21 protein-coding genes and 1 pseudogene are annotated in these 20,139 nt (G+C 72.1%); 10 read left to right on the top strand and 12 right to left on the bottom strand.

The genetic code is table 11. From position 1 onward, the window contains the following. A partial coding sequence (locus tag AB0D45_RS16000) for an ALF repeat-containing protein (protein ID WP_362459086.1) occupies positions 1-1,267 on the bottom strand: 1,267 nt, incomplete at its 3' end. A gap of 315 nt (positions 1,268-1,582) precedes the next feature. On the opposite strand from AB0D45_RS16000, the gene AB0D45_RS15995 reads away from it, so the two are divergent. Continuing rightward, the gene (locus AB0D45_RS15995) at positions 1,583-2,497 is read left to right on the top strand and encodes a LysR family transcriptional regulator (protein ID WP_362459083.1); all 915 of its coding nucleotides are present in this window, start codon (positions 1,583-1,585) and stop codon (positions 2,495-2,497) included. A 77-nt stretch (positions 2,498-2,574) separates the two neighbouring features. Here the strand turns inward: AB0D45_RS15995 and AB0D45_RS15990 are convergent, their stop codons facing one another. Continuing rightward, positions 2,575-3,048: a cupin domain-containing protein gene (locus AB0D45_RS15990; protein WP_362459080.1), complete on the bottom strand. Its 474-nt coding sequence runs from the start codon at positions 3,046-3,048 to the stop codon at positions 2,575-2,577. Between the two features lie 71 nt (positions 3,049-3,119). On the opposite strand from AB0D45_RS15990, the gene AB0D45_RS15985 reads away from it, so the two are divergent. Continuing rightward, a complete protein-coding gene (locus AB0D45_RS15985; RefSeq protein WP_362459077.1) occupies positions 3,120-3,671 on the top strand; it encodes a helix-turn-helix domain-containing protein in 552 nt (183 codons plus the stop codon). 136 nt (positions 3,672-3,807) lie between these two features. Here AB0D45_RS15985 and AB0D45_RS15980 read toward each other — a convergent pair whose 3' ends face one another. Continuing rightward, positions 3,808-4,395 carry a DUF6817 domain-containing protein gene (locus tag AB0D45_RS15980; RefSeq protein ID WP_362459074.1) on the bottom strand — a complete coding sequence of 196 codons (588 nt, stop codon included), beginning with the start codon at positions 4,393-4,395 and terminating at the stop codon, positions 3,808-3,810. A 340-nt stretch (positions 4,396-4,735) separates the two neighbouring features. On the opposite strand from AB0D45_RS15980, the gene AB0D45_RS15975 reads away from it, so the two are divergent. The 3 genes and pseudogenes from AB0D45_RS15975 to AB0D45_RS15965 form a co-directional block, all read left to right on the top strand. Continuing rightward, positions 4,736-5,797 carry a MoxR family ATPase gene (locus AB0D45_RS15975; RefSeq protein ID WP_361595917.1) on the top strand — a complete coding sequence of 354 codons (1,062 nt, stop codon included), beginning with the start codon at positions 4,736-4,738 and terminating at the stop codon, positions 5,795-5,797. After that, a complete protein-coding gene (locus AB0D45_RS15970) occupies positions 5,794-7,611 on the top strand; it encodes a hypothetical protein (protein WP_362459071.1) in 1,818 nt (605 codons plus the stop codon). The genes AB0D45_RS15975 and AB0D45_RS15970 overlap by 4 nt, the downstream gene beginning before the upstream one ends. 306 nt (positions 7,612-7,917) lie before the next feature. Then, positions 7,918-8,277: pseudogene (locus AB0D45_RS15965) on the top strand (chorismate-binding protein); the annotation flags it as partial. Positions 8,278-8,433: 156 nt separating this feature from the next. Here AB0D45_RS15965 and AB0D45_RS15960 read toward each other — a convergent pair. Further along, the gene (locus AB0D45_RS15960) at positions 8,434-8,979 is read right to left on the bottom strand and encodes an EF-hand domain-containing protein (RefSeq protein ID WP_362459068.1); all 546 of its coding nucleotides are present in this window, start codon (positions 8,977-8,979) and stop codon (positions 8,434-8,436) included. 187 nt (positions 8,980-9,166) lie between these two features. Then, the gene (locus AB0D45_RS15955) at positions 9,167-9,985 is read right to left on the bottom strand and encodes a lipase family protein (protein WP_362459065.1); all 819 of its coding nucleotides are present in this window, start codon (positions 9,983-9,985) and stop codon (positions 9,167-9,169) included. Between the two features lie 115 nt (positions 9,986-10,100). On the opposite strand from AB0D45_RS15955, the gene AB0D45_RS15950 reads away from it, so the two are divergent. Together AB0D45_RS15950 and AB0D45_RS15945 are read left to right on the top strand one after the other, a co-directional pair. Next, positions 10,101-10,319 carry a hypothetical protein gene (locus tag AB0D45_RS15950; protein ID WP_362459061.1) on the top strand — a complete coding sequence of 73 codons (219 nt, stop codon included), beginning with the start codon at positions 10,101-10,103 and terminating at the stop codon, positions 10,317-10,319. 26 nt (positions 10,320-10,345) lie between these two features. Next, complete coding sequence (locus AB0D45_RS15945) at positions 10,346-12,448, top strand: trehalose-6-phosphate synthase (RefSeq protein ID WP_362459058.1); 2,103 nt, start codon at positions 10,346-10,348, stop codon at positions 12,446-12,448. On the opposite strand, the gene AB0D45_RS15940 is transcribed toward AB0D45_RS15945, so the two are convergent. After that, positions 12,443-12,970 (bottom strand): EF-hand domain-containing protein, encoded by a 528-nt coding sequence (locus AB0D45_RS15940; RefSeq protein ID WP_361595935.1) that lies wholly within the window; start codon positions 12,968-12,970, stop codon positions 12,443-12,445. The two genes, AB0D45_RS15945 and AB0D45_RS15940, sit on opposite strands and share 6 nt — an antisense overlap. A gap of 330 nt (positions 12,971-13,300) precedes the next feature. Here AB0D45_RS15940 and AB0D45_RS15935 point away from each other — a divergent pair, with 330 nt between their 5' ends. Then, on the top strand, positions 13,301-14,365 hold the full coding sequence (locus tag AB0D45_RS15935) for a cobalamin-independent methionine synthase II family protein (RefSeq protein ID WP_362459094.1): 1,065 nt from the start codon (positions 13,301-13,303) through the stop codon (positions 14,363-14,365). Positions 14,366-14,435: 70 nt separating this feature from the next. Next, positions 14,436-14,825, top strand: coding sequence for a hypothetical protein (locus AB0D45_RS15930; protein ID WP_362459056.1), 390 nt, complete (start codon positions 14,436-14,438; stop codon positions 14,823-14,825). A gap of 213 nt (positions 14,826-15,038) precedes the next feature. On the opposite strand, the gene AB0D45_RS15925 is transcribed toward AB0D45_RS15930, so the two are convergent. The 5 genes from AB0D45_RS15925 to AB0D45_RS15905 all read right to left on the bottom strand — a co-directional run bounded on the left by AB0D45_RS15925 (position 15,039) and on the right by AB0D45_RS15905 (position 17,992). Next, positions 15,039-15,455 carry a CBS domain-containing protein gene (locus AB0D45_RS15925; RefSeq protein ID WP_362459053.1) on the bottom strand — a complete coding sequence of 139 codons (417 nt, stop codon included), beginning with the start codon at positions 15,453-15,455 and terminating at the stop codon, positions 15,039-15,041. A 99-nt stretch (positions 15,456-15,554) separates the two neighbouring features. Then, the gene (locus AB0D45_RS15920; protein WP_362459050.1) at positions 15,555-15,830 is read right to left on the bottom strand and encodes an isoamylase early set domain-containing protein; all 276 of its coding nucleotides are present in this window, start codon (positions 15,828-15,830) and stop codon (positions 15,555-15,557) included. 163 nt (positions 15,831-15,993) lie between these two features. After that, on the bottom strand, positions 15,994-17,208 hold the full coding sequence (locus AB0D45_RS15915) for an MFS transporter (protein ID WP_362459047.1): 1,215 nt from the start codon (positions 17,206-17,208) through the stop codon (positions 15,994-15,996). Positions 17,209-17,301: 93 nt separating this feature from the next. Continuing rightward, entirely contained in the window at positions 17,302-17,478 is a 177-nt protein-coding gene (locus tag AB0D45_RS15910) for a hypothetical protein (RefSeq protein ID WP_362459044.1), read from the bottom strand. Positions 17,479-17,695: 217 nt separating this feature from the next. Next, positions 17,696-17,992 carry a hypothetical protein gene (locus tag AB0D45_RS15905; protein WP_362459041.1) on the bottom strand — a complete coding sequence of 99 codons (297 nt, stop codon included), beginning with the start codon at positions 17,990-17,992 and terminating at the stop codon, positions 17,696-17,698. 176 nt (positions 17,993-18,168) lie between these two features. On the opposite strand from AB0D45_RS15905, the gene AB0D45_RS15900 reads away from it, so the two are divergent. Next, complete coding sequence (locus AB0D45_RS15900; RefSeq protein WP_362459039.1) at positions 18,169-19,167, top strand: helix-turn-helix transcriptional regulator; 999 nt, start codon at positions 18,169-18,171, stop codon at positions 19,165-19,167. A 57-nt stretch (positions 19,168-19,224) separates the two neighbouring features. Here AB0D45_RS15900 and AB0D45_RS15895 read toward each other — a convergent pair whose 3' ends face one another. Next, positions 19,225-19,821: a hypothetical protein gene (locus AB0D45_RS15895; RefSeq protein WP_362459036.1), complete on the bottom strand. Its 597-nt coding sequence runs from the start codon at positions 19,819-19,821 to the stop codon at positions 19,225-19,227. Positions 19,822-20,139: the final 318 nt, after the last annotated feature.

Below are 20,139 nucleotides of genomic sequence, written 5' to 3'. Positions count from 1 at the left end.
CGGTGTGCAGGGCCCGTACCAGCTGGGCGGCGGCGGTGGCGCGCGCGGCCAGCGCCGGGGCGGCGTCCCGTTCGGCCTCCAGGATGGCGGCGGCGGCCGCGGTGCGCGCGCGTCCGGCCGCGTCCCGTGCGCCTTGGGCGGCCTGGCGCGCCGCCGAGGCCTTGCCGGCGTCCTTCGAGGCGGCGATGGCGGCGCCGTAGGCCCGCGAGGCGGCACGGCCCGCGGCCGCGGCGGCGCCGGCGGCGGCCTGCGCGGCCTGCGCGGCGCGGCTGGAGGCGGCCTGAGCGGTACGGGAGGCGGAGATGGCCGTGTAGGCGGCGCTCGCGGCGCCCCGTGCGGCACTCGCGGCGCTGTTCGCCGCCTTGGCCGACTTCCGTACGTCGGTCTGCGCCGCCCTCGCTTCCTCGGCGGCCTTCAACGCGGCGGCCTTCGCCTTCTCCGCGGCGTCCTTGGCCCGGTTCGAGGCGGCGACGGCCTGTTCCGTCTGCAGTTTCGCCCGGTTGCCCTCCCGGATCACGATCTTGACCAACTGGTCGACCGTCGCGGCTTCTTCGTCACGGGCACGCGCGATGTACTGGCCGGAGGCGAGGAACTGGCGGATCGCCTCGGGCGAGCCGTCGCTCAGGGCGCGCTCCGCGTACTTCTTGACCTCGGGGGAGGCGGTGGTGAGGATCGCGAAGACCTCGGCCCGCTCGTCCTCCTGCTGCGCGGTGTGCTGCGTCGTCTGCAGGAACGTGCGCAGGGCCGCCGGGGTGCCCAGTTCCAGGGCTTTGGCGGCTTCCCGCTTGACGGCGGTCCCGCTGTTGTTCATGACGGTGAAGACCGCTGCCCGCATGTCCGTGTCGAGCGACTGCGCGTAGCCGTCGCGCAGGTAGGACGCGATCGCCGCGTCCCCGGCGGAGAGCGCCGCGTTCGCGCTCTCGCGGACCGACTTGTCCGCGAGGGGGAGGGCGGCGAGAACGCCGAACCGGTTGTCGTCCGCCTTCGCGAGCGGCAGTTCGCTCGTGAGGAAGGCGGAGACCGCGGCCGGGGTGCCGACGAGGGCGGCGGCAGCGGCCTCGCGGACCGCCCGGCCCCCGCTCTTGTAGGCCCATACGGCCTTGCCCCGATCGGTGTCGGGCAGGCCGTTGCCCACGGCGGGGTCGCCCTCGGCGGCCCGGGCCGGGCCGGCGCTCAAGGTGACGACGGACGGCACGGCCGGAATCGCGGCGGCCCCGGCCAGGGTGCTGAGTATCCGGCGCCTGCTCCACAGCGACGGCGGCGTCACGGGCACACCTCTGTGACGCCGTCGCGCAGTGGGCAGGGCAGGGCGACGATCTTGCCCAAGGGAGTTCTCCTCGGTTCAGATGAGAAGCGGGTGGTTGCGGCGTCCTGGCTGGGTGATCGATCGCCAGCTCTGCCGACCCACAGACTCGCGCCTGGAGATCATCCGAACAACACTCAATACTGGAACCCTTGTTTAGCCAGGTTCAACACACGGGCCTACCTGCCCCGGCGCGAAGGATGCCCGGCATGACCCGTGCTTCAAGGAGAGATACTGGAACCTTCGTTTGATCAGGGTGAACAGGGGGGTGGTGGCCGGGTGCTGGAACGTCTGGAAATGGAAGCGTTCCTCGGGCTGGCGGCGGAGCTGCACTTCGGACGTACTGCGGAACGCCTGCACGTAACCACCGGAAGGGTCAGCCAGCTCATCAAGAAGATCGAACGCAAGGTTGGGGCGCCGTTGTTCGAGCGCACCAACCGCAGTGTTCGCCTGACGGCGCTCGGCCACCGGCTGCACGACGAAGTCCGGCCCGCGTACGAAGACATCCGGGCCGCCTTCGCCCGGGCTGTGAGCAGCGCCCGGGCGACCGTCGACACTTTGCGGGTCGGCTTCATGGGTGCCGCCGCCGGCCAGATCGCCCACCAGGCAGGCGACATGTTTCCCGAACGCGAGCCCGGCTGGCGCGTCCACATCCGCGAGGTCCAGCTCTTCAACGCCCTGGCGCGACTTCGCGAGGGAGAGGTCGACATCCTGATCCTCGCCCTGCCGATCACCGAGCCCGACATCGTCGTAGGGCCCGTGGTCTTCTCCGAGCGGCGGATGCTGGCCGTTCCCGCGAGGCACGCCCTGGCCCGCCGCGAAAGCGTGACCATGGAAGACCTCGCCGACGTCGCGCTCGTACGCGTCGCCGGCACGCCACCCGGGGCATGGCTCTCGGAGCTCTGGCCCGACCGCACGCCACAAGGCAGGCCGATCACCCCTGGCCCCGAGATAGAGACGTTCATGGAAGCCCTGCAAGTGGTCGCTTCGGGAACCGGCGCAGTCATCGTCGGCGAGCAGGTAACCCAGTTCTACACCCGTCCCGGCATCACCTACGTCCCGCTCACCGACATGCCATGCCTGGACCGGGCCGCCGTCTGGCTGAAGTCGTACAGCTCCCCCGCCATCCGCCCCTTCGTCGCGACCCTCCTCGAGGCCGCCCAACTCCTCTACCCCGCCACCACCAGGGCCTGATTCCGGCCGGGCGGCAGGGCCGCGGTAGCGGGAGCCGGCGTCAGGGGCGGTGGGAGACTCCGCCGAAACCACCGCCGCTACGCACGCGGCTCCCGCTCCTCGTAGGTGATCTGGTACGGGGCGGCAATCCGGTTCAGCGCCGTGGCGTCGAGGCGGCTGCGGTGGCCGGTTCCGGACACGTGCTCGGACAGGTCCTCCAGGTAGCACTCCCAGCCGCCGGGCGAGGACATCTGGAGGACACGGGGCGGCGGGGTGCTCACCGGGCGCAGGGCGTGCGGGACGCCGTGCGGCAGCAGGACGAACTGGCCGGCCGTCACCGTGCGGTCCGTGTCGTCGAACTCCACGCCGAGGGCCCCGGACAGCACGTAGACGCATTCGTCAGCCACATGGTGGACGTGGCGCGGGATCTCCTGGGCGACGACGACTTCCATGAGGGAGAAACGGCCCTCGGTGTCCTCCGTCCTCGCCTTCACGGTCATCGCAGGCGGCAGCGGTACGCGAGTGGGGCGGGAGGCGCCGGGGTCCAGCAGGATGAACCGGTCTTCGGACATGAGTATCCTTCCCTCAACGACTTCGGAATCGGAATCCGATTCCGTTTCAGCTGAGCAGAGGAAGCAGCGGCATGTCAAGACCCTCCCGGACCGACGCGGAGCGAAATCGCCTGCGGGTGCTGAAGGTTGCGCACGAACTGTTCGCCGAGCGCGGTGACGAGGTGCAGATGGCGGAGGTCGCCCGGGCCGCCGGGGTCGGCGTCGGAACCGTCTACCGGCACTTCCCGACCCGGCAGGCCCTCGTCGGGGCCGTCGCCGAGCAGCGATTCGCGAAGGTCCTCTCGTTCCTGGAGGAGGAAGGCCCGGCGCGGCCCGACGCGTGTGGGGCGGTGGAGGCGCTCCTGACGCGCGTGGGTGAGATGCACGAGGAGGGGCGCGCGCTCTCGGGCGTGATCGAGGCGTCGTTCGGCGGCATGGCCCCGCGGGGCGAGGTCGGTGAGGCACTGCTCGCGATGGGGGCGCGGCTGGTCGAGCGGGGGCGGTCGGACGGGACGCTGCGTGCCGATGTGACGGTCGGGGACCTGTACATGAGTGTGGGTGCCGTGGCGATGCTCAGCCACCATGAGATCGGAGACTGGCGCCGGTTCGCGGAGATCGCCCTGGACGGGCTGCGGCGGCCCTGACGTCGGTGGGTACGGGGCATCGGTCAGCCCGGCCGCCGCCGAGGAGCCTGGGCGGACCTTCCTCGGCGCCGTCCTGAGGGCGCGGCCCCGGCCGGGGTGGGCAAGCCTGGTTCGGCCGAGCCGTGCGCATCCGAGGTCAAGGGCTGACGGCCGCGCCGCCTCCGGCGCCGAGGACCGCGGTCACCTCGTGCCGGGCCGCGTCCGACAGGAGGGGCGACCAGCGCGTGAACAGGTCGAGCAGAGCCGCCCCGTTGCGCTCCCGGAAGGACTCGTTCACCTTGGCCAGGTCCAGCTCGTTGGCCACCGTGAGCTCGGCGAAGTCCCGACGCTGTTGCAGGGACGGCGTGAACTCCTCACCGGTGAACCGGTCCCGGAAGGTCACCGCCGCCCCGTCCGGTGCGGCGAGGCTGGGGTAGGAGGCCTTGCGGTCGCAGCTGGCGTAGAAGTACACGAGCTCCTCCGCCTCCGTACCGATCGCCTCGGCCAGGTGGTCGCGCTCGGACAGCTCCAGCAGTACCAAGGGCAGCCCGTCGGTGCCGTAGAAGGCGTGGCACAGGGCCGCGGTCTGCAGTGCGGGCCGCGCGCCCCACGCGGCGAGCAGCGCCTCGACGCGCAGCAGGTGGGTGAGGAGCGTGCCGCCGGAGTGCTTGGCCGTCTCCGCTCCCCTGTCCTTGAGCAGCGCTATCGCCGGCGAGTCGGTGGGCTGGTCGTCGCTGTGCATCATGGGCCCATGATGACGAGGTCCCCGCGTCGGCGTATACCGGGACCGGCATACGGACAGCGGGGGTCTGACCCGGATGCCCGAAGCCTCTTCGGCCGGCACCTGGACCGCAACGTCCTGGACTGACTTCCTCATCGCCACCGGCGCCGACTCGACGTCGACACGGAGGATCTGACGGAGACGACGAGGACGAGGACGAGAACGAGGACGAGGACGAGACCTGGGCACCCGGGGACCACCTGGACCACCGCACCGCCCCGGGAAAACCGGATGCCGGGCGGTGTGCGGTGTGACCACACTGGCCGCACCAACACATCGCCCCACCCGAAGGACGTCCCCGCCCGTGCAGGCTGCCGTCACCGTCACCCCCGCCCAGATCCCCGAACTGCTGCTCGGTCTCGCCACCGTGCGGCCCGTTTTCCTCTGGGGGGCGCCCGGCATCGGGAAGTCGTCGCTGGTAAGGAAGTTCGCCGACTCCCTGGGCCTGGAATGCGTCAGCCTCCTCGGCACGCAGCTCGCTCCCGAGGATCTGATCGGCGTACCCCAGATCCGCGACGGCCGCTCCGTCTTCTGCCCGCCCGAGGCCATCGCCCGCGACGAGCCGTACTGCCTCTTCCTCGACGAGCTCAACGCCGCCGGCCCGGACGTCCAGAAGGCCTTCTACTCGCTGATCCTCGACCGCCGCATCGGCTCCTACGAACTGCCCGCCGGCTCCATCGTCATCGGGGCGGGCAACCGCGCCACGGACAACGCGCTGGCCCGGCCCATCGCCTCCGCCCTGGTCAACCGCCTCACCCACGTCCACCTCCAGGCGTCCGCACAGGACTGGCTGGTGTGGGCCGGCGAGCACGGCATCCACCCGTGGGTCACCGACTACCTCACCGACCGCCCCGACCACCTCTGGTCGCAGCCGCCCAAGACCGAGGAGCCCTTCTCCACCCCGCGCTCCTGGCACATGCTCTCCGACGCCCTGCACTCCTTCGGCGCGGAGCTGGACGAGCAGACCCTCAAGGTGGTCGCGCACGGCACCCTCACCCCGGCGCACGCCGTCTCCTTCTGCGGCTACGCCAAGATCGTCCGCCACACCTTCGGCATCGAGGCCATCCTGAAGGGCGACGCCTCCTGGCCCGCCCGGCTCCAGGACCGCGACCTGCTCTACTACCTCGCGGAGGCCTTCCGGGGCCGCCTGCTCAAGGAACTCCCCGCGCAGAAGGAACACGTCTCGCCCGCCCTGCGCCAGCACACCCACCGCTTCAAGTCGCTGCTCGTCCAGCTCGCCGAGATCTCCGTCGAAGTCGCCCAGACCGTCATAGCCGACGACGCCGACGGCCTGCCCGTGCTGCCCGGATGGTTCCTGATCGAGGCCGCCCGCGACATGCCCCGCCTGGTCGAGGCCCGCCGGTGAGCCGGAGCGGAAACGCCCGCGCGAAGGCCGCCGCCAAGCCCGACCCCGCCACCCAGGCCTTCGCCGAGGGCCTGGCCCTGGTCAAGCAGAACCCGGCCCTCGCCGCCCTCGACGGCAAGATCTGCCGCGAGGCCGGCTGCCCGGAGTCGCCGGGCGGGGGCCTGGCCGCCGTCACCTCCAACGGCGTCGTCCACGTCCACCCCACCCGGCGGGCCGAACCCGGCGAGTGGGCCTGGACGATCGCCCACGCCCTGCTGCACCTCGGCTTCGGCCACGTCCCGGCCGCCAAGGACGAGGACCGGCCCCAGCCGGACCGCTTCGACCTCGCCGCCCGCTGCACGGTCGTCAACCGCTTCCTCCTGACCTTCCCGGTCGGCCGCGCCCCGGACCACCTTCCCGCCGCGTACCCCGGCGGCGACGAGGACGAGCTCGCCGCCCGCTGGCGCCGCGACGGCATTCCGGCCGCCTACGAGCACTGCGGCACGGCCGGCCGCCACCCCGACCAGGTCCTGGTGCCCTGGCGGACCTGGAACACCACCGTCCCCGACTGGCAGACCGCCTTCGCCGCCGCCCTGACCCGCAGCGTCTCCGCCGCCATGGACGTGGCCGGCGGCCGGCGGGACCGGACCACCGGCGAACGCCTCGCACAGCGCCCCTGGGACCGGGCCCTGAACTGGTTCGTGTCCTCGTACCCGCTGCTCGGCGGCCTCGCCGCCGGCCTGACCGTCGTCGCCGACGCAGAGCTGGCCCGCGCGCAGGACATCTCCATCGCCGCCGTCAGCGCCACCGCCGGGGAGATCTACATCAACCCGCTGCGCACCTTCGACGACGACGAGTGGCGGTTCATCCTGGCCCACGAGATGCTGCACGCCGCCCTGCGCCACGGCGAGCGCCGCGGCCCGCGCGATCCGTTGCTGCACAACGTCGCCGCCGACTACGTCGTCAACGACTGGCTGGTGGAGATGCGGATCGGGAGCATGCCCGAAGGGCTGCTGCACGACCCGGCGCTGCGCGGGCTGTCCGTCGAGGAGGTGTACGACCGGATCGCCACCGATCTGCGCCGGATGCGGCGCCTGGCCACCCTGCGCGGCCGGGGCGCCGGAGACATCCTGGGCGAGCCGCTCGCCCACGGCGCGGGGCGCCCGTACACGGATCTCGACGAGTTCTACCGGCGCGGCCTCGCCCAGGGCTTCGACCTGCACGTGCGCGGCAGCCGCGGCCTGCTGCCCGCCGGGCTGGTCCAGGAGATCCGGGCCCTGGCCCATCCGCCGGTGCCGTGGGACGCCCGCCTCGCCCGCTGGTTCGACGAGTACGTGCCCAGGCCGCAGGCCGTACGGTCCTACGCCCGCCCGGCGCGCCGCCAGGCCTCCACCCCGGACATCCCGCGCGCGGGCCGGTACTTCCCGCCCGAGGAGACCGCCCGCTGCACCTTCGGCGTGGTCCTCGACACCTCCGGGTCGATGAACGCCGCCCTGCTCGGCAAGGCACTGGGCGCGATCGCCTCGTACGCCGAGGCCCGCGACGTCCCGGCGGCGCGCGTGGTGTTCTGCGACGCGGCGGCCTACGACGCGGGCTACGTCCCGCCGACCGAGATCGCGGGCCGGGTCCGGGTCCGCGGCCGGGGCGGCACGGTGCTCCAGCCGGGCATCGACCTGCTCCAGCGCGCCGAGGACTTCCCGCCCGCGGCGCCGCTCCTGGTGATCACCGACGGCTGGTGCGACACCCTGCGCATCCGCCGCGAGCACGCCTACCTGATCCCCCAGGGCGCCGGTCTCCCCTTCACCCCGAGGGGCCCGGTCTTCCGGCTGACCTGACCACCGCCCAGCTGATCGTTACAGGCTGGGAGTGCTGGTTGTTCGTCGTCGAGTCGTTGAAGGACCTGCGTGAAGTCACGGTGGCCGCGCTGTGCCCGCTCGAGGACTGGTCCGCGCTGTTCGCGGTCAACGCCACCGCGGTGTTTCTGTGGGCGGCGGCGGCTGCCCGGCGTATGGCGGGGCGTCGGGGCGCCTCGAGCGTCACGGTCGCCCGCGGCCGTGGCGTTCACCCTCGGGCTCGGGCTGGAGTCCGCCGCGCACGGGGTGCGGTGCAACGTGGTGTGCCCGGGCTCCACCGACACGCCGATGCCGGCAGCCATGGGTCCGGCTGCGGCGTCTGGTGCGGTCACCGGTGATGCGGCGGTCTTCCGGGCGGGGATGCCGCAGGGTGCCGGGCCTGTGGCCGATCAGGCGTACGTGGCCGCGGTCGCCCGGCTGGTGCGCCGGCTGCGGGCGGGCGCCGCCGAGAAGGTGGTGCCGGCCCGGCACGTGGATCTCGGCGGGCCTCCCGTCGGGGGCGGCAGTGACGTCGCGGTCCGTCTGATGGAGCGGTACCCGAGCGCGTACGTCTTCCGCGTCGAGTTGCCCTCCCCCGCCGGCCGGCGGCGCGTGCTGCTCGGCGCGTCCCCGGAGCTGCTGCTCACGCGCCGGGGCGACCGGCTGGTGCTGAACCCGCTCTGGATGTCCCGGACCGGCCGGCCGTCAAGGCTGCCGGGCCGCTGTGGCACCTGTCGACGCTGGTCCGGGCCCGGCTGCGGCACCCGGCCCCCAGCTCCCTCGAACTCGCCGCACTGCTCCACCCCACAGCAGCTGTCTCTGTCCTCAGCTGCGCCCGCCCATGATCAGCGCGCTCGCGGAGTCCTCCTCGGGGCTGGTGTAGAAGTCGATGACGGCGCGCTGCCATTCCTCGACGTCCAGCAGGCCGTCGCCGTCCAGGTCGAGCTGTTCGAAGGCCCGCCGGGAGTCCCTCTCGGGCAGTCCGAGCGCGCTCTGCGACCTCAGGAACTCATCCAGGCTGACACTGCCGTCCCCGTCACTGTCGACCAGGGTGACGTGCGCCTCCACCGACGGGCCCACCAGGTCACCGATCGTCCCGAGCTCGCGCGCGCGGAGCAGGGCGCCCACGAACGCCTCCTCGTCCAGCCGGTCCTCGCTCTGGACGCCGGCGAGCTTGGCCAGCTGCTCCCAGAACGCCGCCGCGCCCTTCTTGACCGCCATGCCCCGGGGCGTCGTCGCGGGTTCGCCCATGGCGCCGAGGAACCGCTGGGCACGCTCCTGGACCTCTGCCTGGTCGAGGTACCCGTCGCCCGCGGAGTCGAGCGTGTGGAAACGACGGACGTACTTGGCGCGGAGTTGCGACTCACTCATGGCGAAGGCCCCTTCCGGGCGGGAGATGAACGGACTCGAGCGGCAGCGTAGGGCTCCGCCGGCGCCCGCCGGGGACACGCCACACCCGCGACCGGGTGGCGTCCCGGCCGCTCGCGCCGCTCCCCCGGCTGCGCATGCCCTCACGGGCGAAGGGGCCCGGGGCCGGGCGGGCCACTGCGGCAGGGCGTCAGTTCTGGTTCTTCTCCAGGGCGGCGATGTACTTGTCCATGAGGTGGTCGCGTACGCCGTCGGAGGCGGGGGCGAGCATGTCGGCGGTCGCGCCCTTGGCCCGGTCCAGCAGCCCGCCCACCACCGGCATCCTGTCGTGCACGGTGCCGCTGGAGTCGATGTAGCGCAGGGCGTCGACGTGGTGGAAGACCGGCTCGGGCGGGAGCTGGGGGACGACGTCGTTGTTGTTCACGAAGCGGTACATGCGCCGGGTGAAGGCACTGTCGTAGGCGCGGGCGAGCGTGCGGTCGCAGGTGCGGGGCTGGCCGAAGGTGTAGACGCCGTCGGCGGTCAGGTTGGGTTCCTCGAAGTGCAGGCGGGCGGCCGCGAGCATGGCCAGGGCGCCGCCGAGGCTGTGGCCGGTGAACCACAGGGTCTGGTCGTTGTCGCGGAACTCGTCGATCGCGGCGCGGATGTGCGGCCAGGCGCCGTCGAGGGCCTCGCCGAAGCCGTAGTGGACGAAGCCGGTCCTGCCCGGGCCGGGCCAGGGCGGGGTCGTGGTGTCGGAGAGCCAGTCACGCATCTCGACCGGCTGGGTTCCCCGGAACGCGGTGACGACCATCTGCGGACTGGCCATCGTGTAGGCCTGGGTGTCCTCGAGCGGGAACGGCGCCTTGAACGTCGTGTGGTGGTGGCGGACGCGGTCGAACCCCCACTCCCGCGCGGTGGCCTCCACCGTCCGCTCGTCCTTGTAGGCCAGCTCGGCCGCGCGGGCCATGCCCAGTGCGTGGCCGATGCTGTAGTCGGTGGCGGCGTGGTCGATGACAGCGGTCGTCATGACGGATCCCTTCGGTGGCCGGACAGGCGGTAGCTACGGAAAGTGACTATAGTTACTCACAGTTGCCACCCTGGGGACGCTGCCCGGCGTGCCCCCCCTGCGTTGTGGAGGTGCCGTGCCCCCGGCTGACCCTGTCATCGACGGACTCGTGGCTGCCGCCCGCTGTGTTCCCGACGAGCTGGTCGCCACCCTTGCGGGGAGCGATGACCTGCGTACGGCCAGGCTCGGGCAGGCGATCCGGGAGCTTCGCAGCAGTGCGGCTCATCCGGTCCGCTCCGAGGCGCAGGACGGGTCGACGGCCATCGATCCGGTGACGCACGACCCGGCCTGGTGAGGCGCCGGGAGTCGGAGGGAGCATCGGTGGGTGCAGAGGCGGCTGCGGCCAGGGTCCTCGTAACGGACTTGGACGGGACCCTGCTGGGCGGGTCGGCGTGCGATCGGCGGCGTCTGCTGGAGGCCCTCGAGCGGCATCCCGACATCGTGGTCGTCTTCGCGACCGGGCGGAGCCTCGACTCCGTCCAGGAGCTCTTACGCGACGACGCTCTCGTGCCGCCCCCTCGCTGGATCATCGGGGACGTCGGGGCGAGCGTCATCGACGGTGCGCACATGACGCGTCTTGACGCTCTGGAGGAGAGGCTGCGGGCGGGCTGGCCCGGCACCGAGAGGGTCCGTGCGGCGTTGAGGCGGTTCCCCCGGCTGGTGTACCAGGAGCACGTGGTCCAGGACGGCCGGTGTTCCTTCCATCTGGCCCCGGAAGACCTCACCGACGACCTCAAGGCCGCGGTGAGGGCGCTGGGCTGCTCCTGGTCGTACGCCGGCGATCGCTACTTCGACGTGCTGCCGGCCCGGGCCGGCAAAGGGCAGGCGCTGCGGCTGCTGGGGCGCACGCTCGGCTGGGACCGGCGGGCTCTGCTGGTGGCCGGGGATTCCCGCAACGACCTGTCGCTGTTTCACCTGGGCACCAGTGCGGTGCTCGTGGGCAATGCGGAATCCGCCCTGGTCTCGGCAGTGCCCGCACGTGCCGGGCTCCACCGGTCTGCTCTGCCGGGTGCGGCGGCCGTGCTGGAGGCGATGGAGCGCTTGGGCTGGCTCGAACGGCGGTCGGTCGTCATCGGCTACCACCGGCCGCCCGTGCGCTGGCACGAGGCCCGCTGGCAGCCGCCCGCCAGCCCCAACGGGATCCTGCCCACTTTGCAGGCCGCTCTGGCCGACGAAGGCCTGGACGCCGTGTGGGCGGCCGCGCACGTCGGAGACGGGCCGCTGCCCGACCTGCCGCCGGCCGTCACGGGCGGTCTGCCCCTGTCCTTGCTGGCCCTGACTCCGCAGAGGTGGGCCGGGTACTTCCACCGGGTGTGCAAGGAAACGCTGTGGCCGGCCCTGGTGTCCCAGCCGCAGCTCATCGAGGACCGGCCCGCGTCCTGGCCCGATTACGAGGCGGTCAACGCCGCCTTCGCCCATCACATCAGCTCCCTCGCCGCACCGGGGGCGACGGTGTGGCTGCACGACTACAACCTCTGGCTCGTGGGCGGCACCCTCAAGGCCCGCCGCCCGGATGTGACCGTCGGACTGTTCCACCACACCCCCTTCCCCCACCCGGACGTCTTCCGCCGCATCCCGGCCGCCGGGCAACTGCGCGACTCGCTCGGGCGACTCGACTGGGCCGGCTTCCACACCCACGACTGCGCCGACAACTTCCGCCGGCTCCTCTCCGGCACCGGCGGTCCGCTGCCGCGGATCGGGGTCCACCCCCTGGGGATCGACCGCCACGCCGTCGCCGCCCTCGCACGCACACGGCGCCCTCGCGGCGCGGAGGACGGCGTCCAGCTCGTCCTGTCGGTGGAACGGCTCGACTACGCGAAGGCCCCCGTACACAAGATCCGCGCGCTGGCCGGCCTGCTGCGCCACCACCCCGGCCTGCGGCGACGGATGCGGTACCGCCTCGTCTGCCCACCACCGGAGACGGGGATCCGCGCGTACGACTCCACCCGTGACGAACTCGAACGGTCCATCGCCGAGATCAACGACCGGTACGGCACGCGCGACTGGCAACCGGTCGACTACATCCCCCGCAACCTGAGCTTCGCGGAAGTCGTCGACCACTACCTCGCCGCAGACGTCTTCTGGGTGGCCTCCCTCGCCGACGGAATGAACCTCACCGCCCAGGAGTACGTCGCGGCGCGCAGCGCGGTCCGCCGGCCGGGCGTCCTCGTCCTGTCCCGCCACGCAGGTATCGCCCGGCACCTGGCAAGCGCAGCAGTGCTCACCGACCCCCACGACCGAGCCGACCTCGAGCAGACCCTGCACCGAGCGCTGACCATGCCCGGTGACCAGCGCACCGCACACATGGACGGCCTGGCGAAGCTGCTGCGCTTCCCCGACCCCCTCCAGTGGGCACGCTCCGTCATCACCGCCATCGGCGACGCGGCTGGTCGGACCACTCCGTCGGCAACGCCTCGATCATGACGGTGAGACGTCGGAGAGCGGCCTGTCGTACAGCGCCCTGCCCATGGGAGAGCCTTCGCCCGTGACGTGAGCGCGGATGGATGCGATGTAGTCGTCGCGGCTGATGCTGCCGTCGCCGTTGGTGTCCAGGGCGGTGAACGCTGCTTCGGCGTTGGTGGCGGGGTTGTTCAGCGCTGTGCGCAGGGCGGTGAATGCGTGGAGGTCGAGGGCGCCGTCCTGGTCGGTGTCGGCGAGGTCGAAGAGGGCGCCGAGGACGGGTGCGCAGACGGTGTCGAACGCCTCCGCTCCGGCCCAGGCCGCGTATTCGTCGAAGGTCATCCTTCCGTCGCCGTCGGCGTCCATCGACTCCCATGCGCGTTCGCCGAGGGTGCGTGCGGTGACGACGCGCCGGTCGTCGTCCTCGAGTCCCATCGCCCGTGCCACGTTCCCGGTGCGGGCCAGGTACTCCTGCCGGGAGACGATGCCGTCTCCGTCCGCGTCGAGCATGGCGAAGATGAGCCTTTGCGCGGCTGTCTGGTCCATCGGGGTCCTTCCTGACGGTGTTCGCGGGTGGGTGCTTCGATGCGAGCGGGTTGTCCTTGCCCCTCGGGCGTGATGATCAAGGCACCCATCCGGGGGGCGCGGGAGGTGTTTCGCCACGTGGAGTGCGCGTGAAGCGCCGATGGTGCGACTCGACGCGCCGGAGACGGCGGAGGCGGCCTGGGGGTAGACACCACCTTTATGGAAGGACACATTCCGTGGAGGGTGGATGTTCGGCAAACACTGCACAACGGTCGTGACGAGTTCCCCGGCCGGGCTCGGGGGCGGCAACGGTGAGGCACAGCTGGAGGTCAAGCCATGAGCCGGAGCACGGTGGGCATTCCCACCGAACCGATCGGCAGCATCCCGCGACCCGCCGAGCTGCTCGCCGCCATGGCGGACCATGCCGAGGGCCGGATCGGGGATGAGGAACTCGCCGCCGCGCAGGACCGCGCGGTCCGCGACACCGTCCGCCGCCTGGAGGAGATCGGCTCCCCGGTCGTCACCGACGGCGAACAGGCCAAGCCCAGCTTCGCCACCTACCCGCTGACCGGCCTGGACCGACTGGCACCCGACGGCGTCGTCATCCCCTTCGCCGACGGGCACCAGCGGCAGCTGCCCCGCCTCACGGCCGGGCCGCTGCGGTACGGCGTGTACGCGGACCGCTATCTGCGCGCCGCGCTCCGCCACACCGCCTCACCGGTGAAGCAGGCCGTCATCGCACCCTCGGCGCTCAGCCTGCTCTACCCGGCCGACGGCATCGACGGATACCCCCGCGAAGCCTTCCTCGACGACCTGACCGCCGAGGCCGAAGCGGACATCCGCCGATGCCTGGACGCCGGCGCCCACCGCGTGCAGCTCGACTTCACCGAGGCCCGCCTGGCACTGAAGCTCGACCCGAGCGGCGGCCTGCTCGACCAGTTCATCGCTCTCAACAACCGCGTCCTGCAACGCTTCTCCACCACCGAACGGGCCAGGATCGGAATCCACACCTGCCCCGGCGGCGATCAGGACTCCACCCACAGCCTGGACGTCGACTACACGGCCCTGCTGCCCGCACTCCTCCGTCTCGAAGCCGGTGCCTTCTACATCCAGCTCGCCAGCGAGCCGGACCCGGACAAGGTCCTCGCCGTCCTCGCCGAACACCTGCCCGACCGGACCCAGGTCTTCGTCGGCGTCACCGACCCGATCGACCCACGTGTCGAAACACCCCAGGAGGTACGCGACCGCGTCCTGGCAGCCGCCCGATACCTGCCTCCCGACCGGCTGGGCACCTGCGACGACTGCGGCTTCTCCCCCTTCGCCGACGACACCTCCACGTCCCGCGACACCGCCTTCGCGAAGATCAGCGCCCGCATCGAAGGCACGGCTCTGGCCACCCGCGAACTGACCGGCTGACCGAGAACCCCGCCCGTCACACAGGTCACTGACCTCGTCACTCCGGGCGGGGCCGGCTCAGAATGGGCGCATGGCTTCTCTTCCCACCGGCCCGCGCCCGTTGAACGCCGACGAGCGCGCGGTGCTCGAGCACATCCTGTCGGCGGAGTTCGCCGGCGCGTCGCAACTCCGGAGGCAGCTGGACCGTACCGAGGTGATCGCCGTGTGGGGGCCCGGCTCCGTGAGCGTCGACCTGCGGGTGCGGGAACCTTGCGAGCACGCGGCACTGCCGGAAACGCTCGTGCCCGTGGACGCTCACGTCCATGACCCGTCCGGCGCCTACGTCGGCGAGATCCTCGTGTGGACCGACCGGGGGGCCACGCTCGCCGCCCTGGAGTTCGCCTGGGTCACCGACGGGATGCCCGCGTCCCTCCCGGTCGTCGTGGGCGGCCGGCTCAGCCGGCCGGGGCCGGTCGGGTAGCGGCTCTCAGGTGCAGACCGGGCGGGCCGCGTTCTACGGTGGAAGAGGCGGCCGGGCCTGTGAGCGGCTCCCGACCGTCGCGCCGGTGGGCGCTTGCCCTCCCTCCCCCTTTCCGGCAGGTGCCCACCCCGCCGAAGCCGCGACGGTCGCCGGAGCGGCGCCGCCCGGGCAGGGGCGGTACCGCTCCGGCGACCGTCGCCGAGCCCGTCGGTATCAGTCGGTGGAGAGGGCCTGGAGCAGGTCGCCGACCTGGGGGTCGGGCAGGGCGCGGGCGACGTCGGCCTGGGCGACGATGCCGACGAGGCGGTGGCCGTCGATGACGGGCAGGCGGCGTACCCGGTGCTCGCTCATGGTGCGCAGGATCTCGGCGGCGTCGTCGTCGGCGCCGATGGTGACCGCTTCGCCCTGGGCCAGCTCTCCGGCCTTGACCTGGGCCGGGTCCTTGCCGGCGCCCAGGACCTTCACGACGATGTCGCGGTCGGTGAGCATGCCCTTGAGCCGGTCGTCCGTCCCGCAGATCGGCAGCGCGCCGACTCCCATCCGCGTCATCTTCTTCGCGGCCTCGAGGACCGTCTCCTCGGCGCCGATGCACTCCGCGCCGCCCGTCATGATCTCGCGAGCCTTCGTCATCCACCTGTTCCTTTCCATGCGTGTCATCGATGCCCGCCCGCGGGGTCGTCGGGCGGGAGCGGGGACATCAAGCCGGGTGCCCCCCGCCCCGTACCCGAATCAGGTGTGCAGGCGGCTGTTGGTGCCGTCGTGGCCGTCGGCCTGGTCCTCGTCGAACCAGTAGTCGCCCGCGGCCAGGTAGCGGAAGGAGTGCACGCTGTTGGCGGGCAGGGGCACGGTGACCGCCCGCGTGCCGTCCGTGCGGGGCTCCAGGGTGTGGGTGCCCGGCTGCCAGTCGTTGAAGTCACCCACCACGCTCACCGGCCCCGCGGGGGCGTCGGCGGGCAGGACGAACGTGACGTGGGTTCGGTCCTTGAGCTGCTTGCGTTCCAGCACGGAAGACACTCCTCGACGGCAGGGGCGGACAGTCGCGCGCCATCCTCCGGTCAGCGCCCCGGCCCGGCGCCCGGACGCGACCGTGGGCAGGCGCACCTTCACCCGCCCGGCTCTGTCTGACCACCCGTGCCGCTGCCGCAAGCGCCTGGCGCCTACTCCTCGGTCATCCCGTCATTTCCGCGCCAACGCCCGGCTGCGGCCGGGTCCGCACGCCCCAGCGGGCCAGAGAGGGGCCGGCAGCTCCCAGCGCCGCGAAGAACAGCCCCAGCAGCAGCCAGCCCGCCGTACCGAGGCCGAGCACCACCGTGGTCAGGATCGCGGGGGCGAGAGCCTGGCCCGCGCCGAAGCCGAGGCCGAGGACACCCTGGTACTGGCCCTGGGCATGGTCGGGAGCGAGACCGAAACCGAGGGCGAAGCCCGCCGAGGACTCCCAGACCTCTCCCATGCTGTGGACGAAGACCGCTGCCAGGACCAGTCCCGCCGCCGCCCAGACAGGGGCGTACGCCGCCAGCGCCATCATCGGGCAGCTGACGAGGAAGAGCAGCCCCGCGGTGCGAAACGCCCTGCCGCCGTCGTGCGGGGTCTCGATACGGGAGCCGATCCTGGTCTGCATCAGCACGCAGAAGGCGGAGTTGGCGGCGAACAGCGCCGCCACCGTCCAGCGCGGCGCCTCGGTGTGCTGGGAGATCCAGATCGGCAGGAGCAGGGAGACCACCGGGTACTGGAGTCCCATCGCCCCGTAGAGGGCGGTGAACGTCAGGAACGGACGGTCCGCGAAGGCGAGCCGGCGACGCCGGCGCGGCGGTGCCGCCGGGACCGGATAGCGGGGCAGCAGGAGCAGGAGCACCGCGCACAGGGCGAAGCTCGCCGCATTGCCGAGGATCAGCGTGAGGTAGGCGCCGCGGGTGTCCGCGGCCAGCGCCAGTCCGGCACCCACCGTCCCCAGGACGACGCCCAGGTTGACGAAGGTGCGCAGCTTGGCCCGGAACAGAGCCGGCCGATCACCCCCGACGCGGACCACCAGTGCGCCCCAGGCCGCCCCGCCGGCCGCCGCGGCGATCTGGTCGACGGTCGCGATGACCGTGAGCGCGGCCCAACTCTCGACGAGGACGAGGCCCGCCATCGACACCGCCTGGACCGCGAGGGCCAGCATCATGACGGTGCGCGCGCCGCGCCGGTCGGCGAGATGTCCACCGGGTACGCCGGCACCCAGGCCGATCACTCCGGCGATGGTGAGCGCGGCGCCGACCTGCACCGCGGGCAGGCCCACGACCAGGGTGAAGTAGAGCGCCGACGCCGCGTTGAACAGACCGTTGCCGACCCGGTTGACGAAGCTGGCGGCGACCAGCACGCGCTCCGGCCCGCTGTTCCCCGCCATCCGGCCTATTCGACCTGCCAAGCCGCCTTTGATCATGGACCGCAGGCTAACAGCGGCCGCAGAACCCACCGCGGTCGGCGCAGGCAGCGGTTCCTACTGCCAGATCATGTCGTCGGTCGCGGCGACGACCGGCTTCCCGGCCGGCGACGCGGCCGCGGTGAAGTGCGTGATGGCCGCACCGGCGGCGCAGTCCGCGGCCAGGGCGGCGGCGGGGACCGCGAGGGCGAGGGAGGCGACCGCGGCGGCCAGGGCGACACGGGTGCGGATCATGGCAGGAGTCCTTTGCTGATGCGGAGCGTTCGGCTGGCCCGAACCGGTCTGCATCCCGCGGTGACGCGTTCTCGGCTCGTGCCGCCGGTCGGTGTTCCCTTCCGGCGATCACTACTTTCGCCGCAGGTCAGGGGCGGTGGAAGAGCTTCCGGGTGGACCGATGAGGCCATGGCCCCTTCCGTCCAGCGCTCTCGCGGCGGTCCGCAGCCGCCGGCTTCTACTCGAACGCAAGTGCGATCAGGGGGGCTTGGCACTCGAGCAGTGTCCAGCCGCTGAGCTCGGGGCAGTTCAGGAGGGCGCGCAGGCACACCGTGCGCGCCGCCGCCTCCGCCTCCGGCAGCCGGTCCGACCGGAGGTACAGCCCGAGTACGGGGTGGGGCAGCGCGTGCGCGTGGACGGACACGTGCTCGAGTCGTTCCTCGGGCAGGGCCTGGCCGGAGACGAGAGCACGGGTGTCAGGGGGAAGGGCTGCGGCGCCACCGAGCGCCTTCAGGCTCGCGTGGATGAGGTACATGCACCGACTCAAACAGGTCGGCGGTCTTCGCGGCACTGCGGGACACGGGCCTCTTTGGGCCGTGGACCCTTGCGGCCAGGGCCCGACGGGAGAGAGACCGCTCGAGAACCGCTATGACATCATCATCCAGCCCCGGAACAGGGTTGCTGGGGGAAGTCTCTTACGGGGGGTTGGAGATGCTGGCCGTACTGGGTCTCGACACACATGCGGAAGCCGTGTACCGCGCCATGCTCGCAGGTCCGCGGGCCGGCGTGGCCGCTCTGGCGCAGTCCACGGGTCTCCGTGACGCGCAGGTCCGGGACGCGCTCGACCTGCTGAGCGAGCTGGCGCTCGTACGGCCGTCCGCCGAGCAGGGCGGCCGGCTGCGGGCCGTCTCGCCGGACATCGGCATGGAGATCCTGATGGCTCGCCAGCAGGCTGAACTCGCCGCCCAGCAGCAGCGGGTGGAGACCTCACGCGCCGCCGCGGCACAGCTGATCGCCGAATTCGCCGACCTGCGGCCGCAGGCTCCGAGCCCCGGGGTGCAGCAGCTGCTGGGCCTGGACGAGATCCGGGAATGCCTGGCCCGGCTCACCCGGGAGATGACCACCGAGGTGATGACCTTCGCTCCCGACGGGGCGCACACGCCGGAGTCCATCGCGGCGGCCCGTCCGCTCAACGAGGAGCTGCTGCAGCGCGGGATCCGGATGCGGACGATCTACCTCGACAGCGCCCGCAACAGCACGCACACCGTCGAGTACGTCAACTGGCTGTCCGGGCAGGGGGCGCAGATCCGCACCGTGCCGGTCCTGCCCACCCGGATGATCATCACGGACCGTTCCGCCGCCGTCATTCCGGTCAACAGCGACAACACCGCCGCAGGGGCCGTGGTCCTGACCGGGCAGGGCACGCTCACCGCGCTGTGCGCGCTGTTCGAGACCACCTGGGCCGCGGCGCAGCCGTTGGGGCAGGCGGGAGTCCGCGACTCCCAGGGACTGACCGGCCCGGAAGCCAGCACCATCAGCCTGCTCTCCGAGGGCTTCACGGACGAGGCGATAGCCAAGCGGCTCGGGGTCTCGCAGCGGACGGCCCGGCGGATCGCCACCGACCTGATGGACCGGCTGGGAGCCCGCAGCCGGTTCGAGGCGGGGGTACGGGCCGTGCAGCGCGGGTGGCTGCCGGCGCAGCCCCTCTGAACACCGGGGCCGTGCGGGGCTTCGGTGCCGTCGGCGTCGTCAGGGGTGCGGGCCGGGTCAGGCAGCGGGAGGGGAGCCGTGGCGTTCGGCGAGCAGCCGCCGGCGATGGCTTCTGCGGCGGACGAGGGTGACGAGAACGACGACGGCGCAGATGCCAATTCCGAGGACGGGGAGAGCGATGGCCAGTATCAGCCGGCCCCCCAGCGCGAGGAGGCCTCCGGAGTCCCCCAGGGCGTACTCGGAGGGTACTGAGGACGAGCAGGTGACCTCGTATGCGCCTGCCTGGGGTACGTCGATGGTGTAGAGCGGATTCCAGGTCTCGTCACGGGTGAGGAACACGTCGATGCGCGGATCGGTGAGGCCTGGGTCCCCCGGCCCGGTGATGCTGCACTTCGGGTCCCCCCGCGGGCCGAATTCCTCGTCCCTGATCCAGATCGCCTTCTCGCTGTCCGGCCCGAGCCGCAGGGCGACGGTGTCACCGTTGGCGAAGTGATGGGCGGTGTCCACCGAGTCGATCGCGTGGGAGATCCCGTACACACCGATGGCCGCACCCAGCACGATCAGCGAGACGGCGATCGCGGCCGCTGCGGCATACCAGTGACGACCGGGACGGAGTTCGTTCCGCGGTATCTGCGGCGGTGGGAAGGACTGCATCGGCCCACCCTAGATCGTCCGGTCCGGCTGGCGCGCCGCACAGCCTGCCGTTTGCCCGGGCGGGAAACCGACCTGTCCCGCCTGGGCGCCGAGGGGCGCCGAGGCGGGACAGAGGTGGTCGCACCGTGTCCGGCGAGAGGGTCAGTGCAGCCGGATGGCGTTCCAGTCCCAGTTGGCGTTGGCGGGAGTGGCGTAACTGCTGGTGAACGGCTGGATGAGTCCGCTGCCGTTGGCGAGGCCGGTGTACATCTTCACCGTGCCGTCCGCCTGGCGGTACATCATGCCCATGTCCGTACGACGGTCACCGTTGAAGTCACC

Source organism: Streptomyces sp. NPDC048352, from assembly GCF_040651895.1.
Lineage (GTDB): Bacteria > Actinomycetota > Actinomycetes > Streptomycetales > Streptomycetaceae > Streptomyces.
The sequence above is the reverse complement of the archived record's forward strand: the minus strand, read 5'-3'. Positions and strand labels throughout refer to the sequence as shown.

Bases quoted from the DNA above. Each gene is read 5' to 3' on its own strand.
- AB0D45_RS15980 (WP_362459074.1), bottom strand. From the start codon at position 4,395: ATGATGCACAGCGACGACCAGCCCACCGACTCGCCGGCGATAGCGCTG.
- AB0D45_RS15930 (WP_362459056.1), top strand. From the start codon at position 14,436: ATGGCTTCTCTTCCCACCGGCCCGCGCCCGTTGAACGCCGACGAGCGC.
- AB0D45_RS15895 (WP_362459036.1), bottom strand. From the start codon at position 19,821: ATGCAGTCCTTCCCACCGCCGCAGATACCGCGGAACGAACTCCGTCCC.
- AB0D45_RS15960 (WP_362459068.1), bottom strand. From the start codon at position 8,979: ATGAGTGAGTCGCAACTCCGCGCCAAGTACGTCCGTCGTTTCCACACG.
- AB0D45_RS15915 (WP_362459047.1), bottom strand. From the start codon at position 17,208: ATGGCGGGGAACAGCGGGCCGGAGCGCGTGCTGGTCGCCGCCAGCTTC.
- AB0D45_RS15900 (WP_362459039.1), top strand. From the start codon at position 18,169: ATGCTGGCCGTACTGGGTCTCGACACACATGCGGAAGCCGTGTACCGC.
- AB0D45_RS15985 (WP_362459077.1), top strand. From the start codon at position 3,120: ATGTCAAGACCCTCCCGGACCGACGCGGAGCGAAATCGCCTGCGGGTG.
- AB0D45_RS15955 (WP_362459065.1), bottom strand. From the start codon at position 9,985: ATGACGACCGCTGTCATCGACCACGCCGCCACCGACTACAGCATCGGC.
- AB0D45_RS15990 (WP_362459080.1), bottom strand. From the start codon at position 3,048: ATGTCCGAAGACCGGTTCATCCTGCTGGACCCCGGCGCCTCCCGCCCC.
- AB0D45_RS15940 (WP_361595935.1), bottom strand. From the start codon at position 12,970: ATGGACCAGACAGCCGCGCAAAGGCTCATCTTCGCCATGCTCGACGCG.
- AB0D45_RS15905 (WP_362459041.1), bottom strand. From the start codon at position 17,992: ATGTACCTCATCCACGCGAGCCTGAAGGCGCTCGGTGGCGCCGCAGCC.
- AB0D45_RS15925 (WP_362459053.1), bottom strand. From the start codon at position 15,455: ATGACGAAGGCTCGCGAGATCATGACGGGCGGCGCGGAGTGCATCGGC.
- AB0D45_RS15910 (WP_362459044.1), bottom strand. From the start codon at position 17,478: ATGATCCGCACCCGTGTCGCCCTGGCCGCCGCGGTCGCCTCCCTCGCC.